17 protein-coding genes and 1 pseudogene are annotated in these 17775 nt (G+C 31.3%); 15 read left to right on the forward strand and 3 right to left on the reverse strand.

Annotated elements, in window-relative coordinates:
* Positions 1 to 3: 3 nt before the first annotated feature.
* The 3 genes from C3E90_RS03450 to C3E90_RS03460 all read left to right on the forward strand — a co-directional run bounded on the left by C3E90_RS03450 (position 4) and on the right by C3E90_RS03460 (position 3279).
* Positions 4 to 441, forward strand: a complete 438-nt coding sequence (locus C3E90_RS03450) for a PTS sugar transporter subunit IIA (RefSeq protein ID WP_236914208.1) — start codon at positions 4 to 6, stop codon at positions 439 to 441.
* Between the two features lie 167 nt (positions 442 to 608).
* Positions 609 to 2045, forward strand: a complete 1437-nt coding sequence (locus tag C3E90_RS03455) for a PTS mannitol transporter subunit IICB (RefSeq protein WP_236914209.1) — start codon at positions 609 to 611, stop codon at positions 2043 to 2045.
* 91 nt (positions 2046 to 2136) lie between these two features.
* Positions 2137 to 3279, forward strand: a complete 1143-nt coding sequence (locus C3E90_RS03460; protein ID WP_236914210.1) for a mannitol-1-phosphate 5-dehydrogenase — start codon at positions 2137 to 2139, stop codon at positions 3277 to 3279.
* Positions 3280 to 3450: 171 nt separating this feature from the next.
* On the opposite strand, the gene C3E90_RS13455 is transcribed toward C3E90_RS03460, so the two are convergent.
* Together C3E90_RS13455 and C3E90_RS13460 are read right to left on the reverse strand one after the other, a co-directional pair.
* Positions 3451 to 3750 (reverse strand): ornithine cyclodeaminase, encoded by a 300-nt coding sequence (locus C3E90_RS13455; RefSeq protein WP_442870553.1) that lies wholly within the window; start codon positions 3748 to 3750, stop codon positions 3451 to 3453.
* Positions 3738 to 4271, reverse strand: coding sequence for a hypothetical protein (locus C3E90_RS13460; protein WP_336513002.1), 534 nt, complete (start codon positions 4269 to 4271; stop codon positions 3738 to 3740). The genes C3E90_RS13455 and C3E90_RS13460 overlap by 13 nt, the downstream gene beginning before the upstream one ends.
* Before the next feature lie 380 nt (positions 4272 to 4651).
* Here C3E90_RS13460 and C3E90_RS13465 point away from each other — a divergent pair.
* Both C3E90_RS13465 and C3E90_RS03475 read left to right on the forward strand, forming a co-directional pair.
* Positions 4652 to 4759: pseudogene (locus C3E90_RS13465) on the forward strand (hypothetical protein); the annotation flags it as partial.
* Positions 4760 to 5094: 335 nt separating this feature from the next.
* Positions 5095 to 5448, forward strand: a complete 354-nt coding sequence (locus C3E90_RS03475; RefSeq protein WP_236914227.1) for a CAF1 family ribonuclease — start codon at positions 5095 to 5097, stop codon at positions 5446 to 5448.
* A gap of 512 nt (positions 5449 to 5960) precedes the next feature.
* On the opposite strand, the gene C3E90_RS03480 is transcribed toward C3E90_RS03475, so the two are convergent.
* Positions 5961 to 6167 carry a hypothetical protein gene (locus C3E90_RS03480; protein ID WP_236914211.1) on the reverse strand — a complete coding sequence of 69 codons (207 nt, stop codon included), beginning with the start codon at positions 6165 to 6167 and terminating at the stop codon, positions 5961 to 5963.
* A 179-nt stretch (positions 6168 to 6346) separates the two neighbouring features.
* Between C3E90_RS03480 and C3E90_RS03485 the strand changes: the two genes are divergently transcribed.
* The 10 genes from C3E90_RS03485 (at position 6347) to C3E90_RS03530 (ending at position 17637) form a co-directional block, all read left to right on the forward strand.
* Entirely contained in the window at positions 6347 to 7390 is a 1044-nt protein-coding gene (locus C3E90_RS03485) for an S-layer homology domain-containing protein (protein WP_236914212.1), read from the forward strand.
* Between the two features lie 273 nt (positions 7391 to 7663).
* On the forward strand, positions 7664 to 10501 hold the full coding sequence (locus tag C3E90_RS03490; RefSeq protein WP_236914213.1) for a sigma 54-interacting transcriptional regulator: 2838 nt from the start codon (positions 7664 to 7666) through the stop codon (positions 10499 to 10501).
* 513 nt (positions 10502 to 11014) lie between these two features.
* A complete protein-coding gene (locus C3E90_RS03495; protein WP_236914214.1) occupies positions 11015 to 11431 on the forward strand; it encodes a PTS sugar transporter subunit IIA in 417 nt (138 codons plus the stop codon).
* A gap of 58 nt (positions 11432 to 11489) precedes the next feature.
* Complete coding sequence (locus C3E90_RS03500) at positions 11490 to 11957, forward strand: PTS system mannose/fructose/N-acetylgalactosamine-transporter subunit IIB (RefSeq protein ID WP_236914215.1); 468 nt, start codon at positions 11490 to 11492, stop codon at positions 11955 to 11957.
* Positions 11958 to 12020: 63 nt separating this feature from the next.
* Positions 12021 to 12848: a PTS sugar transporter subunit IIC gene (locus C3E90_RS03505; RefSeq protein ID WP_236914216.1), complete on the forward strand. Its 828-nt coding sequence runs from the start codon at positions 12021 to 12023 to the stop codon at positions 12846 to 12848.
* A gap of 17 nt (positions 12849 to 12865) precedes the next feature.
* Positions 12866 to 13675, forward strand: a complete 810-nt coding sequence (locus C3E90_RS03510) for a PTS system mannose/fructose/sorbose family transporter subunit IID (protein WP_236914217.1) — start codon at positions 12866 to 12868, stop codon at positions 13673 to 13675.
* 128 nt (positions 13676 to 13803) lie between these two features.
* Positions 13804 to 14826: an alcohol dehydrogenase catalytic domain-containing protein gene (locus tag C3E90_RS03515; RefSeq protein ID WP_236914218.1), complete on the forward strand. Its 1023-nt coding sequence runs from the start codon at positions 13804 to 13806 to the stop codon at positions 14824 to 14826.
* 361 nt (positions 14827 to 15187) lie between these two features.
* The gene (locus C3E90_RS03520) at positions 15188 to 16066 is read left to right on the forward strand and encodes a class II fructose-bisphosphate aldolase (protein WP_236914220.1); all 879 of its coding nucleotides are present in this window, start codon (positions 15188 to 15190) and stop codon (positions 16064 to 16066) included.
* A 35-nt stretch (positions 16067 to 16101) separates the two neighbouring features.
* Positions 16102 to 17265 carry an iron-containing alcohol dehydrogenase gene (locus tag C3E90_RS03525; protein ID WP_236914221.1) on the forward strand — a complete coding sequence of 388 codons (1164 nt, stop codon included), beginning with the start codon at positions 16102 to 16104 and terminating at the stop codon, positions 17263 to 17265.
* A gap of 108 nt (positions 17266 to 17373) precedes the next feature.
* Positions 17374 to 17637, forward strand: a complete 264-nt coding sequence (locus C3E90_RS03530; protein ID WP_236914223.1) for an HPr family phosphocarrier protein — start codon at positions 17374 to 17376, stop codon at positions 17635 to 17637.
* Positions 17638 to 17775 lie beyond the last annotated feature (138 nt).

Raw genomic sequence — 17775 nt, forward strand, 5'->3', positions numbered from 1 at the left:
AAAATGTTAAGTAAATATTTGCAAGATAATATAAATTTTATGGATGGCATTTTTTCATGGGAAGAGTCAATAGAGCTGGGAGCTAGACCTTTGCTTGAAAAAGGATATATAACCCCTAAGTATATTAAAGATATAATTACAAATATTAACAAAAATGGATCCTATATAGTAATAGTTCCTGGTATTGCGATGCCCCATGCGAGAAACGAGGGAGGAGTAATAAAAACTGGCATTTCGTTTTTGAAGTTAAAAAATCATACTGTTTTTCCAGATGATAAGAAAGTAAATATTTTATTAACTTTAGCTGCAAAAGATAATTCAGAGCACTTGGAATTATTATCTAACTTATCCTCTATATTAATTGATGAGGAAATTAGGGAGAGATTTAAAGATGCAGATACTAAAGAGGAAGTAATTAGTTTAATTAAGATGGTGGAATAATGTAATTATTTAAGGACTCTAGCGATTTAAGAGTTTTGTTGATATTTCAACAAAATATTTTTAAGTCGTTCAGTAATATATTGAAACAAAAATACTATTTCTTTTGACTTGTATTTATATTTTTTAAAATACTTGAGATAAGGAAATAAAAAAAGGATGGGATGTATATGATTAATGAGGTGTCAGAAAAAAATTCTGGTAGACGATCAACACGTGCTAGAGTACAAGCTTTTGGTGGATTCTTAACCAATATGGTATTGCCTAATATAGGCGCATTTATTGCATGGGGATTACTAACCGCATTGTTTATACCCACTGGGTGGATACCAAATGAAAATCTTGCGAAAATAGTTGACCCAGCAATAAAGTTTCTATTGCCCCTACTTTTAGCTAACACAGGAGGAGAAATGATTTATGGCAAACGTGGGGCAGTAATGGGAGCTGTTGGAACAATAGGATTAATAATTGGCTCAGAGGTTCCAATGTTTTTGGGAGCAATGATTATCGGACCTTTAGGAGGATGGTTAATTAAGAAATTTGATAATCTAATAGAAGACAAAATACCAGCTGGTTTTGAAATGGTTGTAAATAACTTTTCTATTGGTATTTTAGGTTTTTTATTAATGCTTATATCATATCTTATAATTGGTCCGCTTATTGAGCTGGCTAATAATTTTGTTACATCTGCCATAGAATCCTTAGTAGCCACTGGACTTTTACCTTTGTTATCTATTATTAATGAACCTGCAAAAGTATTATTTTTGAACAATGTAATTGATCAAGGAATTTATTATCCTTTAGGCATGCAAGAGACACTTAATATGGGAAAGTCAATCTATTTTACTGTGGCATCAAACCCTGGACCAGGATTAGGGTTATTATTAGCATATAGTATTTTTGGTGAAAAGACTGCTAAACGAACTGCTCCTGGCGCAATAATTATTCACTTCTTTGGTGGAATTCATGAGTTGTATTTTCCATATGTTTTAATGAAACCCTCTACAATTTTAGCTATGATAGCTGGAGGTATGTCAGGTATTTTAACTTTTCAATTTTTTAAAGTTGGCCTTGTAGCAGGACCTAGTCCCGGTTCTATATTTGCATATTTAGCATTGACACCTAAAGGAAACTTTTTAGGTATTATATTAGGAGTACTTGTTGCCACTATAGTTTCTTTTATAGTTACAAGCATAATACTAAAATTGGATAAAAAGACGGTTGGGGATGAGGAGAGTTTTGCTAGTTCAGTTGAGATGTCAAAAAATATGAAACTAGACGGAAAACAAATTTTAGACAAAGCAGATATTGCTCATGGTAAAATTAGAAAGGTTTCATTTGCTTGCGATGCAGGTGCAGGAAGTAGTGCATTAGGTGCGACAACCTTTAGGAAGAAATTAGCAAAGGAAAACATTGAAGGCATTGAGGTAAAGCATTATAGGATAGAAGATGTTCCAAAGGATTCAGATATAATCGTTGTCCATAAGAGTTTATTAGATAGGACAAAACTATTTCATGATAATAAAAAAATTATTACTATAGAGAACTATATAGAAGATCCTAACCTAGAAGAATTAATAGAGGAATTAAAAAAATCAAATTTATAGTAAATTGTGCTATTTAAATACAAAATAATATGTATTTTGGAAATGACAAAATTATTGATAGATTTATCTGGACTAAAGGGAGTTGAACAGCATGTTGGCAATTCATTTCGGTGGCGGAAATATTGGCAGAGGGTTTATTGGTGAGGTGCTGCACGATAATCATTTTGAAATTGCGTTTGTAGATATAAATGAGGAAGTTATTGATGCGTTGAATGAATTCAATGAATATATAATTGAACTTGCAGTAAAAGACAAAAGGAAGATTAAGGTTGACAATGTTTATGGAATTAATAACAAAAGAAATCCCGATAGAGTGGTAGAAGCTTTTGCTAAAGCAGATCTTGTAACGACAGCTATAGGGCCTAGTGGTTTACCATATATTGCACCTTTGATTGCAAAAGGAATTCAAAAGCGAAGGAAGATTAGCAAATTGGAACCAATCGATATTATTGTGTGTGAAAATATGATAGATGGAGGTACAGCCCTAAAGAGCAAAGTTGTAAAATATCTTTCAGAAGAAGAACTTCTATATGCGGAAGAATATATTGGTTTTCCAAATTGTGTAGTAGATCGCATTGTACCTTTGCAGGTGCATGAGGATAAGTTATTTGTTTCCGTTGATCCCTATAGAGAATGGATAATAGATGAAACGGGATTGAAAAATAAGCATAGTCAGCTTAAAGGAGTTCGTTATGTTTCTAATCTAGAACCATTTATTGAAAGAAAATTATTTACTGCAAATACTGGTCATGCAGCTACAGCTTATATTGGGAAATATGAGGGACATGAAACAATTGCCGAAGCATTAGTGGATGATAAAGTAAATGGACAGGTTATCAAAGTGTTAAATGAAACAGGCATGTTGTTAGTTGAAAAATGGAATTTCAATCGTGAAGAGCATGAAGAATATATTAAAAAGGTTTTATCACGTTTTATGAATCCTTGCATTTCTGACAATATTTCACGTGTTGCAAGGGCACCAATAAGAAAATTAGGATATAAAGAGCGTTTTATTCAGCCAATTCGTGAAACGGAAGAGAGAAATATTTCAAATGAAGCTCTAATACAAACAGTAGGGAAAATACTGGTTTACAAAGATCCGAATGATGAGGAAAGCCAAAAACTATCGAGACTACTTAAGCAGTGGCCAATAGAAGAGGTTATACGAGAGGTAACCTGCTTAACGAACCAAGTGTTAATAGATAAAATTGCAGAAGAATATAGAAAGTTATAATATATATCAAAAATATAAAACCGGTGGTGTGTAATCTAAAAATCACTGGTTTTTATTTTTATGAACTATATAGATATTACAAACACTAAAATTTTCGGTAGAATTGAAAAATTGTGGAAAAGTATAAAAACTTTTATGAGGCACCGAGAAAAATTTCGGCGCCTCCAAATGTTAAAATTCAATAATCTCTCCGATTTCTTTTTCTAGAGCCTTTTCATATATTCTCCTTGCAGTAACTACATCTAAAACTCCACTACCAACTGTCTTAAATAGTGTAATTTCATCATCCTTTTCCCTAGATGGAACCTTACCCATTATTACTTTACCCAACTCCCCAGTAACATCATCTTCAGAAAATTTATTTTCATTTATAGGGATTATAAAATCTCCACTTTCATTTAGAACTACATCTCTGGTATCTACATATACCTTGTCAGAATTAATTAGGATATAACCATCTATTTCTTGCATGTCAGGAGTATAGGAGCCAACACCGTTAATATGTGCGTCTTTTTTAACAAGTTTTCCATCAAATACAGGTTTTTTGAGGTGGTAACACAGGTTATTACATCAGCGTTATCCACAGCTTCATTTGAATTTTTAGCAGCAACGATTTTTACATTAAATTTATCTGCAAATTTATCACTCGTTCTTTGTGTAAAATCCTTAGCTCGTTCTTCACTAATGTCAAACACTCTAACTTCTTCTATATCCTTAACAGTTAACACAGGCTCCAATTGGGTTTCTGCTTGTCCGTCTCTGCCAAACAGAGCAAAAATTTTTGAATCTTTCCTTGCTAATATATCAGTAGCAGCACCAGAAACTGCTCCAGTTCTAATCCTAGTTAAATAGGTCCCATCTATATTAGTTCTTAAAGGTATGTTACTTTCACCTTTTGAATAAAATTCTAAAGCATCTTTATCTGCCTTTATCGCATCTTCCATAGAAAATACTTCTTTTATGTCTTGCTCTTTTAATACAACAATTTTCACAATAATCACATCCTTTTTATTTAAAGACATAGCGTTTAGCATAACTTGTAACGCTTTGAATCACTGTGTTGTAAACAGTGATTTTTTCTTATCACTCCAAAGATATTTTTATTCAAAAATATTTTTATTTTCAAAAAGGGTTTTCGTCTCTCTATGTCGAATAATATAAGCACCACCAAATACTATATAAAGGAGGCGAAGCCCTTGTATGAACAACAATTAATCTTTAACTGTATTGATTTATTTGCATCTAATAGTAAAACCAAATTCTATGAAAAAATCTTTGATGTCTTGATTTATCAAGTTCCCCTAAGTATCTCCCATCTAAATTTGGTCCTAAAGGCTATAATAGACACGCCCTCTTTAGGTCCGTTATTGTTATGAAACTAGAAAAATATTCTGAGATTATCGAATTTTATAATTTCCATGATACTAACCCTTATATTGCCTATCTTTGCGGCTTTGAGCCCTTTAAGCTTCTACCTTCTTACTCTGTTTTTCAACGTTTTATAAAGAATGTAGATAACAGGTATTTAAAGGAGGTCATGCAATCTCAGGTACTAAAACTTACTAAACTTGGATTTGTTGATAGCTCATTTATATCTTGTGATGCTACTCCTGTGTTTGCCAATACTAAACAAAATAACCCTAAATCTTTTGCTACAAACAAGTTTAGTAAGGATAATCCTCCCAAATCTGATCCTAATTGTAAATTAGGAGTTCATACTGCATCTAATGCTCATAATGAAAAAATTATGAATTCTATTGGGGATATAAAAATATTATTCTTACTGATGCTATTTCTGGTCTACCTATTGCTGAAATTACTACTACTGCTGATATCCCCGAACTTTCCATCGCCATTGATTTTCTCAAGGAAACTAATAAATGGTTCCCTCTAAAAGAAACATACTTCATTGCTGATAAAGTTTATGATACTAAAAATATTCATAACTTTGTTCGTAATGAACTTTATGGTCATGCTTTTATACCTCTAAACCCTCGTAATGCCAAGCAAAGAAAGATGTTAAATGATACTAATATCATTTGTGAAGCCGGTTTAGCCATGCATAGGGATGGTAGACAATATTTTGATTCTTTCATAAAACAAAAGTTTTGTTGTCCTTTTAGAACTAAGAAAGATGATTCTTTATGTTCATGTCAGCATCCCAAATAATTTAATGGTAAGAAGAATAGAAGTTGCACTAGGTATATTACAATAGGTGCTGATTATCGAGCTTCTATAAACCGTAAATCTATATTCTTTAAAAAAGTCTATGCACTAAGAACTGAATCAGAGAGATATAATTCAAGATGGAAAAATCTCGACCTTGAAAAACCCACTGCAAGGAATATCAATTCTATTACTAATTTAATACTTTTGATCATATAGCTTTGTTATCTCTGGTTCTTACAGCTATTGCTAATAATCAAAAGGATAAAACTAAATCTTTGACTAAATTGAAAAAAGATTTATAATTCAACCCACAATTTTAAATTTTTGGTTCAGGCCCTAATATTAGTATGCCTTTTTTGCCTTTTCCCTTTGCCAAGTTTTCAATTCCCTAGATAAAATGATTAATTTTCCATTTTTCTGGCATAAACTATATTTCATATTAATTTTAAGATTTTATTTACTAAATTTTATTAATTATGCTTATGTCCATTTAAGGATATGTAAATAATATTTTAAGCATCTGCTACTTTGCTAGCTTTTTTCAAATTATGAATCATCGTGATTGCACTATAGATTAATACTGCAGCTACTAGCCATTGTAGCATGGACACATCCATACTTTTAACGATAAATGCTGCAAATAATACCCCTATATAACCAAATATGGATGTAAATAAGGTGATTTTCCTTGAATAGGAATCAAATTTAATAAATTGCATACTTCCTACTGGTACTGTAAAAGTACAAGTCCCCATCATTTATATGGTTGTGGACTTGTATAAATGGTGATATCATATAATCATAAATTGCCAATATTTTCTCAATAATGGATATAGAATATGAAGTTATTATAGAAAATATTAAAAGCAAAAAATATGACAGACAAAGGGAGGATATCATGAAAAGAAAAACATTAATTTCAAAAACCATCTTTATTGCCATTGTTATGGTAATGACAGTATCTGCTGTTTCATTTGCAGATGAGCCTACCAAAACAATAATAAATTTAATTAGTGAAGATTCAGGTTATAAAATCTTAGTTTCTAATTTTTTTGATTTAAAGGAAGTAACTATTGAAAATGAACTTGTGAGTGATACGGTAGTTGCTGCTATAATGAAAATACCTGAAAAAAACAGTGATGGTACATATACAATATTTGAAGTTGTTACTACTGATGAAGATGCTTACTGGCTTGATTCTTATCCAGGAATTATTGGGGGCAATCTAATGGGCCATGTTTATGGGGAATTTAAGGATGGGAAATTCTCATATGATATACATATTGATTCCATTGAGGATTTAATAGGTCAAGTTTTATTATGTAATTTTGGGGTTATGGATGAAGAAGGGAATTATACTTTTGAAGTAATAGATTTATATTATGCTTTTCTGGACGAGGAAGAATATGAAAATTTGCCTTCAGCCTGGGCATTTGATGAAATTGAAAAAGCAAAAGAGTATAATTTGGTTACAGAAAAAGTATTAAATAATTACAAACAAAATATAACAAGAGAAGAGCTTTGTGAATTAACAGTTAAATTATATGAAGCATTATCAGGTGAAGAAGCAATAGTGCCAGATACAAACAAATTTACAGATACAGATAATATTGAAATATTAAAGGCAAATAAATTAGGGATTATTAATGGAGTTAGTGAAACTCTATTCTCACCAGATGCTAATGTTACAAGAGAGCAAATAGCATCAATGATCTATAGAACATTAAAAGCAGTAGATAGTTCTTTGGTAGAGCATAAGAATACTGAAATCAAATTTGTAGATAAAGATAAAATATCTAATTATGCATTAGAAGCCATAGGATTTATGAGCGACCATGGTATTATAGGTGGCGTAGGTGATAATAAAGTAGCTCCTCAAGGAAATGCTACAAGGGAACAAGCTATTGTCTTGATAGAAAGAACTTTTGAAGAGTTTAAATAATGATAAAAGGAACCAGATGTTAATAAATGAAGTGCATCCTAAACAAGGCTCTAAAGCCAAAATTTTAGGGTGCATTTCTTTTATAATAAATTTAAAATAAAAATCAAAACATTCATGTAATGAGGCCTTGCTCAGGAGTTAATTTAATAATAGCTTATACACTTTCATTTTATAATAATGAGTTTCATGGTATAATGCTATTAAATATAAGAGCCTTTATTAATTAATAACTGTTATAATTCATATCTTATCAATCAGGGGGGAAGAGATATTATGACAAGAAAAGAAAAAGTATTTAAGGCCTTAAAAACTTTATCTGCTGAGATATCTTTAGAAGATGTAGATAAGAATTCCAGTATTGGCTTTGATGCTGAAACAATTTCTGATATTACTGGTATTGATAGGAGTAATGTAAGTAGAGAATTAAATGATTTAGTTAGAGAAGGAAGAGCTTTTAAGATAATTGGTAGACCTGTACTGTTCTTAGCAAAGGAAAGCTTAGAAGGAATTATACCTATTGATTATGATTGTGATTTTATCTTTGATAGTATGGCTGATTTTTTGAAAGTAGTTAGTTCAGAAAATTTGGAATTGACTGTTAAAACTCAGGATCCTTTCGATGAAATTATTGGTGTAGATGGTAGTTTGGAACTGGCTATAAAGCAAGCAAAGGCTGCCATACTATATCCGCCTAAAGGGTTGCATACTCTTGTAACGGGTCCTACGGGTGTAGGTAAAACGACTTTTGCAGAAATGATGTACAAATATGCTATTTATGCGGGAACTATTCCTGAGGATACTGAATTTGTAATATTTAATTGTTCTGAATATGCTGAAAACCCGCAACTAATTTTATCCCAATTATTTGGCCATATAAAGGGTGCTTTTACAGGAGCAGATCAAGAGAAAGCAGGTTTTATTGAAAAAGCAGATGGGGGTATTTTACTACTAGATGAAATACATAGATTATCTCCTGAAGGTCAAGAAATGCTATTTTTATTATTGGATAAAAATATATATAGGAAGCTTGGAGAGACAGAAGGCTATAGAAAGGCTAATGTATTGATAATTGGTGCTACGACTGAGGATATAAATTCTGTATTATTAAATACATTTTTAAGAAGAATACCTATGGTAATCAGTCTTCCTTCCTTGGATAAAAGGCCATTGTCTGAGAGGCTAGAATTTATTGAAACTTTCTTAATAGAAGAAGTCAATAATGTTAAGGTTCCCATAAAGGTTTATAGAGATGTATTGAGGGCATTTTTGCTTTATGATTGTAGAGGGAATATAGGTCAACTTAAAGGGGATATACAACTTTTATGTGCGAGAGGTTTTCTTGATTATAAAACCTATAACAAAAAAGAAATTGAAATCGATACTCCTCTTTTACCAGAACATATCTACAATGGAATATTAAGCTATAATAAAAAGCGTGAGGAAATTTTAGCCCTTCTAGAGCATGAAAAAGATTACTATATTTTTAGACAATCTGATAAAGCTAAGTTTGTAACTATCGATAATTATAGTTTGTCTGATGATTTATATAATGAAATAACTGAGAAATATAATAATTACCTATCAAAAGGATACTCTAAGGATAAGATAACAGAAATAATTAATAGTGATATTGAAAAATATTTAATAAAACTGTTAAAAAGATGTAATGTGGATAAAGGGATACCAGAAAAGGAAGAATTATTTAAAATAATAAGTCCTAGAGTATATGAAGCGGTTCAAGTTGCCTTAACATTTGCAGAGCAAAAACTCGAAAGGGATTTTAGTAGCAAAACTGTTATTGGACTTGCTATGCATATATCTGCTTTGATGGAGAGAATAGATGAGGGACAAATTATATACAATAACGAAATAAATAAAATTGCTCTAAATAATCCCCATGAGTTTAGGACAGCTAAGATAATTAGAGAAATTTTACAGCAAGAATTAGAAATAAATATACCTAAAGAAGAAGTAGGTTTTCTCACTATGTTTTTGAGTGCTGTTGATTTGGAAGAAAGCTATAGAAAAATTGGGGTAATAGTTTTAGCCCACGGAGAATCAACAGCATCAAGTATTGCAGATGTAGTGAATAATTTACTTGGTACTGATCATTGTAAAGCTATAGATATGCCTCTTGATGCTAATGTAGAAAATATACTGGAGAAAACTATTGAAAAGGCAAAAGAAATAGATGAAGGAAAAGGAGTACTCCTATTAGTAGACATGGGATCCCTTACTGCATTTCCCGAAATCATTTATAAAAAAGCAAATATTGTAACTAGCTCTGTAGAAACTGTATCTACTCCTGTTGTAATTGAAGCGGTAAGAAAAAGTCTTTTACCAGAAATGACTTTACCAGTACTTGTAGAAGAAATCAAAACAGCAACTCCATATATAGGAAGGTTAGTTGGAGGGGGAGTAAAGAACAAAGCTGATATTTTAGAACCAAGACTAATATTAACTACTTGTATTTCAGGAAAAGGGGCGGCTATAAAGATTGCACAGCTATTGGAAAACACATTGCCCTTTGCTGAAGAACAAAATATAAAAATAAAACCAATAGATGTAGATAGCAAATCTAATATGGATGTAGTTTTAAATGAGGATGAAAAGAAAAATATAGTAGCAGTGGTAGGAACAATAGACTTGAATATCCCAGGAATTCCCTTTATACCTATAGATGAGCTAATAATTGGGGATGGAATAAAGATACTAGAGAAAAATATAATTGGTTCAGATAACATATATGTTAGGGGAAAAACTTCAGAAGATAATATGTTTATCAAACTATTGGAAGGAATGCTTACTTTTCTTAATCCGGAAAAAGCATATAATTTAGTGAATAAGTCTTATTTGAAAATAATTAAACTTTTAGAAATGGAGAATACAACTCAACTTAAAATTAGATATATATTTCATAATTGCTGTATGATAGAAAGGTTAATTCAAAATGAAATCCTATCATATAATGATGTTGAGAGATTAATTCAGGGAAATATTACAATGTATAAAAGAATTAAATTTGCACTAACAGATATTGAAGAAAATTTTGGTATTACAATTCCTGACACAGAAATAGGATATATAATAGATTTACTTGGCACACAATAACACACTAGTTATTGTGATTGATATAACGGGGAACATTATATTTATTAATGTTCTAGAAAAAGCCAAAAGCAAATATAGAAAGCGGTCTAGACCTCTTTCTATATTTGCTTTTTTAATATAACACAGTATTATTGGCATAATAGTTGCAGCTAATAGTGTTAGTGACAGTATGATAATAAATATAAAAAAGCATTAAACATGTAAGTTAGGAGGATGATTTATGGTAGGTATTAGCTGAGCTTTCGACTTACTAGGGCAAATATACACTAATTTTAAAATTGAAATACAAAGGGGGTTATTTATGGTAAAGTTGTATTACTATAGAAAAGGGATTATTTAACTTATATTTTCAACAATTTAAAAAAGGGAATGCATAATAACAATTGTGAATTATTAATAAAATGTTAGTGGGTTTTGTCCAATAAATGGAGTCAATTAAACTTAATGTAGAATTCAACATCTATATTTTATATTTTCCAAAATACTTTATAATGAATGAAAGGAAGAATTTTGATGATAGGGATATTAATTGTTACACATGGCAAATTTGGACAAGAATTGTTAGAGAGTGCTGAGCTAATTGTTGGTGAACTAGATAAAGCACATTCTATTGGCCTTTTCCCTAATGAAAGCATAGATGATTTTAAATATAACATAATAGAATCAATAAAGGCCATGGATAATGGGAAGGGGGTTCTAGTATTTGCAGACTTATATGGTGGTACTCCCTCTAATTCAATTGCATTAAATTTAGATTTAAACGGATATGAGATAAATATAGAATGTATAACAGGGGTAAATTTACCTATGTTGTTGGAAGCGCTGACTATGAGAAACAATCTAAACCTTTCAGCATTAAAAAGCCATTGTATAGAAGCTGGGATAGATGGTATTAAGGATTTAGTGAGTATAGTAGAAACGAATGAATAATCTATAGTATATAAGATTTGATGAAAAGAATTATGATATTAGAAAGGAAGCGGTGAGTATGGAAATATTATTTACCAGAATTGATGATAGGTTGGTTCATGGTCAAGTAACTACAACTTGGTTAAGACAATATAGATGCAATTCAATTTTTATTATTGATGATGAAGTAGCTGTTGATTCTTTACTAAAGAAAATATTAAAAGCAACTGCACCTCAAGATGTTAAGATGGTAATATTGGACACAAAAAAAGCAATAGAAATGTTGAAAGATAATGGGGAAGAAAAGATATTTATTATTACAAAAAGACCAAGACCAATATTGAAATTATTAGAGAATGGAATGAAAATTGATAGTGTAAACATAGGAGGGATGCAGCCAAAGCCTGGTTCTAAAAAAATATCTAAGGCAGTTTCAGTTACTAAGGAAGACATTGATGATTTCAAAAAACTCGCAGAAAAAGGAATTGAATTAGAGATTAGGATGGTTCCTACTGATTCAAGAATAGATTTAATAAAACTAATTTGAAAATAGATTTTATTATAGTTTTAAGTTGAGTATTCTATTAAATTAAAAGGGATGGTGAATATTGTGTTTAAAGAAGCCTTAATTGTTGCTTTTATAGCTGGTGGATGGGAATTAATCACTATAGCTATATCGATGATACCAGTGTTGAGTCAGAAAGACAATATATTTATATCTTGGATAATAATTATATTAAGGGGATTGAGTTCAGCAATGAATTATAGTCCGCTTATTGTTGCTACTCTTACTGGTTTTGCTTTGGGAGATGTAAAAACTGGGCTATTGATAGGTTCTACAGTACAATTAATGTTTATAGGAGTATTTATTGTTGGAGCTTCATTGCCCCCAAATCCTCATGTAGCTTCTATACTAGCTACAGCATTTGCCATATTAGGTGGATTAAATCAAGGGGAAGCTATTGCAATTGTATTACCAATAGCTGTTTTAAGCCAAATGATAAGCATGTTAGTTATGACTATAAATACTTTTTTGTGCCACTGGGCTGACGGAATGGCTGAAGACGGTAATGCGCGTGGTATTGATATTTTAAACACTATTAATACTTTTGGATGGGCAATAGGTGAGGTAATAGCAGGATTCTTAGGAATATATTTTGGAGTGGAATTAGTGCAAAAAATAGTTGACGTTATTCCAGAATACATTTCATCGGGGTTAGGATTAGCTGCGGGTATGTTGCCAGCTCTTGGGTTTGGTATGTTGCTATTAATAATATCGAGCAAGAAAACTTGGCCGTTTTTCTTTATAGGTTTTTTAATAGCTACTTATACGGATATGAATGCAGTGGCAATAGCAATCTTGGGAATGTGTATTGCTTTAATTTATGATCAGATAACACATTCTAAAGGATTTATAGATGAAGAAACTTCAGTATAAAGAAGGGAGGAAGTTTAATGAATGATAATAAACTTACAAAATCAGATATGTATGGAGTCATTTGGAGATCTTTTAATTTTGCAGGAAATTATAACTTTGAAAGAATGATGGCTGTTGGCATGACAGATATGCTGATACCAGTAATTAGAAAACTTTATGATACAAAAGAAGAGGTTGTCCAGGCTTTGAAAAGGCATTTGGTATTTTATAATTGTCACCCATATTTAGGGGCTATGATTACAGGGATTATGGTGGCTATGGAAGAAAAAAAGGCAAATGGTGAACCAATAGAGGATTCTACCATCAATGGAGTGAAAACGGCAATGATGGGACCGTTTGCTGGTGTGGGAGATTCTTTTTTCTGGGGAACAATTCATCCAATATTTTTATCTTTATCTGCAGCCCTTGCTGCTCAGGGTAATATGTCTGGTTTCTTTATTGCGCTTTTATTTTTTACCGCTTTTCCAATAGTAAATCATATTCTGTTTGTTAACTATGGCTATAAATTAGGTACAGATATACTAGATCAATTTGAAGAGAGTAATATACTCCAAAGAATTACAAGTGCAGCAAAAATTGTTGGAATGACAGTGGCTGGGGCTATGATATCTATACTTGTGAATATACAAACTCCTATTATAATCACATTTGGAGAGGGTAACGTTGAGTTGCAGCCAATATTAGATCAAGTATTGCCTAATTTATTACCATTAGCGTTATTATTTGGAGTATATAGTTTATTAAAAAAGAAGATATCACCTATTATCATAATGCTTGTAATAATGTTGCTTGGTGTTCTAGGAGCTAGATTTGGTTTCTTGGGATAAAAAGCCTAAGTTAAAAACAATAATTCCACTATTTGTTTTTCAATAAATATATAGCTAATTTAGCAATAGTAAATATTCAATCAATTAATTAATATATCATAGTAGTTATATTTGGATGGAGGGTTAAAATGAAAGTTGCAATGTATGAGGGTATCAAAAATATTAAAATTAGAGAAATGAAGTTAAATGAATTAAATGAAGATGATATTTTAATAAAGGTTAAAGTAGCTGGGATTTGTGCTACAGATGTTAAGACATATTTAAGGGGACACCCTGCTTTTAAACCACCAGTAGTGCTAGGGCATGAATATTCAGGTATAGTACAAGAAGTTGGTAGCAAAGTATCAGTATGTAAAAAAGGCGATAGAGTGACCGTAGCTCCTTATATAGAATGTGGAGAGTGTATTTATTGTAAAAAAAATGATAGAGACCTTTGTATCAACAAACTATATTCTACTGCTGGAGCATTTGCTGAATATGTCGTGATTAATCAAAAATTTGCTGAAAAAGCAATGTTAAAATTAGATAAACGAATTAGTTATAGGGTAGCGTCCCTTACCGAACCTCTAGCATGTTGTATAAATACAATAAATCAATGCTCTGCAAAAAAAGGAGATAATGTATTAATAATTGGAGCTGGAGCTATGGGGATACTCAATGGATTTATTAGTAAAATAAGAGGCGCTGAGAATGTAATAATTAGTGATATAAATAGTATGAGATTGAATATTGCAGAAGAATTTGGACTAATACCTGTCAATGTAGAAAAGGAAAATTTAAATGAATTAGTAAATAAGATAACTAATAATATAAAATGTGATGTAGTAATAGTTGCTGTTGGAAACGTAAAAGTTGTAGAAGATGGATTTCAATATGTTAGAAAAGGTGGTAAAGTTCATATGTTTGGTGGCGATACTATGGATTCAATAATATCAGTCCCATCCCACCACATACATTACTCAAAAATAAGTCTTTTAGGTAGTTCTGGTTTTAGTAGTGTTAATTTTAAAGAGGCTATGGATGTAATAGGAGATTATGATGAACTATTAAAGAATATTATTACTGATTCGTATAGTTTAGAGAATATAGAAATTGGGATAAATAATGTTGCTGAAGGAAAAGGACTAAGAACTATTATAGAATTTGAATAATAATAAGTTATAGAAAAGAAACCTTTGTACTATGTTTAGTCTTGGTTTGAAATGTTTCTAGCTACCTTTTTATAAAACTGTAAGTTTTTCTTTTTAGCAGTAAATAAAATTAGATGATTTAATTAATAAACAAATATTTGTGTTTATAGGTAGGAATCTAAAGATAAGGTAGCTAGAAATACCTCTATAATAAAGAAATGTATATTTTTTTATTTAATATTATTGGAATATACTATTGTTTAATAGCTTAAATAATTATGTAGATATTATCATCTGTTTTACATCTTAAAATTTATGAGATGTAAAATTTTTAAATTGAGTTTAGAAATATGTAAAAATGTCTATGAAATGAGGGATATAAATGTTAGTGCCTATGGCAAATATTTTGAATGATGCTAAAAGAGGTAGATATGGAGTAGTGGCACCAAATGTATTAAACATGGAAACAATTCAAGCGATTTTTGAAGCTGCAAAGGAATTAAGAGCACCAATAATTATAGATTATGCAGGAGCAGAACACATTGAAATCATCAGTGAAATTACAAGATTTTATGCACAAAAACATCCTGAGGCTGTTGTAGCTTTAAACTTTGATCATGGTTCTAAGTATGAAGATATTATAAGAGCAATAAGAGCTGGTTTTACATCAGTAATGATTGATAGGTCAACATTGCCTTATGATGAAAATGTAGCAGAAGTAAAAGAGATAGTTAAGATTGCTCATGCTGTGGGGGTTTCTGTTGAAGCTGAATTAGGACATGTTGGATTAGGATATGAATATGGAGAAACAAGAGACAAAGGCTTAACAAATCCGGGAGAAGCAGTAAGATTTATTAAAGAGACTAATGTAGATTGTTTAGCTGTTGCAATTGGGACCTCCCATGGGACTTACAAAGGAGTTCCTTACTTAGACTTCCAACTGCTTAAAGAACTAAATTCTTTAATAGATATACCATTAGTTTTACATGGGAGTTCAGGCACTGGAGATGAAAATCTTAAAACAGCTGTCCAAATGGGGATACAAAAGGTTAATCTTTTTACTGACTTGAGCATGGCTGGAATAGAAAGATTAAAACAATACTTGGGAACAAAATTTTCTAATATGGACCATGATAAAGAGTTAGGGGAGCTTGGAATTAAATCAGTTAATTTATATGACGCATTCTATGAAGCTGTAAAAGGTTATAAAGCAGAATTAATGCACTATATTAAATTATTTGGTTCAAATGGGAAAGCCTAAAGTAATGTTTTACTTATGTTACGTGAGGTGTTAAAATGGAAAATTTTGAATTTTATAATGATACTCAAATAATCTTTGGGTCAGGTGCTGAATTGGAAATAGGATTAGAAGTTTCTAAGTATGGCAAGAAAGTGTTACTACATTATGGTGGAGAAACTATTAAGAAAACAGGGTTGTATGATAGAGTAACCAAATCTCTTAAAGAATGGGAAATTGAGTTTATAGAACTGTCAGGTGTTAGACCTAATCCAAGGCTTGAATTAGTCAGAAAAGGAATTGAAAAATGCAGACGTGAGAATATTAATTTTATATTAGCTATTGGTGGAGGAAGTGTTATTGATTCAGCTAAAGCCATTGCTGCAGGTGTAAAATATGAAGGGGATGTCTGGGAACTATACGATGGTAAGGGTAAATTAGTAGAAGCAATCCCTATTGGAGTAATATTAACCATTCCTGCATCTGGTAGCGAATCAGGTGGGGCAAGTATAATTACTAATGAAGACGGATGGTATAAAAGAATATTTTGGCATAACAGTCTTAGCCCTAGATTTGCAATTCTTAATCCACAGCTTACTTATACTTTGTCTAGTTATCAAACTGCTGCTGGTGGGGTAGATATAATGTCTCATGTGTTTGAACGGTATTTTACAAATACTAGGAATGTTGATTTGACTGACAGATTATGTGAGGGAGTTTTAAGGACACTTATAAAAAATTTACCAGTAGTTATTGAAGAACCTGAGAATTATGACGCTAGAGCTGAAGTAATGTGGGCAGGGACTATTGCACATAATGGTTTGCTAGGTACAGGAAGGGAAGAAGATTGGTCTTCCCATATGATAGCCCATGAAATAAGTGGAATTTATGATTTAACACATGGGGCAGCCTTGTCCATAGTGTTTCCTGCTTGGATGGAATATGTGTATACATGTAATATAGATAGGTTTTTGCAATTTGCTATAAGAGTTTGGGATATTGAAATGGACTTTCAGAATCCTAAGAAAACAGCATTTGAAGGCATTAATAGAACGAAGGAGTTTTTTGAAAAAATAGGTATGCCTACTAGATTATCAGAAGTTGGGATTTCAGGCAATAGAATTGAAGAAATGGCTGAAAAATGTTTAATATCAGATTATGTTGGTAGGTTTAAGAAGTTATATAAAGCTGATATTGTAAAAATTCTAGAGATGGCACTCTAAATTTGATGATATTCAGGTATATTTAATGGGAATTGATAAGTATATTAGGAGAGTAATGATTAAATTTTCACCAATAATTACATTTAGTTAGAAGAGGTGAGCTAAATAATGTACAAAGAAGAAGTTACGTTAAAAAACGAGACAGGTCTTCATGCTAGACCAGCAAGCTTGTTTGTAAAGGAAGCTGCTAGATTTACATCTGAAATAACTGTAGTAAAAGGTGGTAAAGAATACAATGCTAAGAGTATTATGGGGATATTAAGCATGGGCGCAGAAAATAAAGATACAATTTCAATACAAGCTAAAGGTAGCGACGCTGAAAAAGCTGTAAAGTCTTTAGTAAAACTTGTAAATGACAACTTTAACGAATAGGAAATAAGGAACCAGTCATCAAGAATTAGTTCCTTTTTAGTAGTGTAAAATAATTTGTGCTTTTAGGAAATAAAATTCTCTTTTCTGGCAAGAATCTAAATAAGACCAAAACCAGAAAGGAGAATTTTTTATGGCAAC

The sequence above is a fragment of the Clostridium sp. Cult2 genome, from assembly GCF_021655075.1.
GTDB lineage: Bacteria > Bacillota > Clostridia > Tissierellales > Tepidimicrobiaceae > Schnuerera.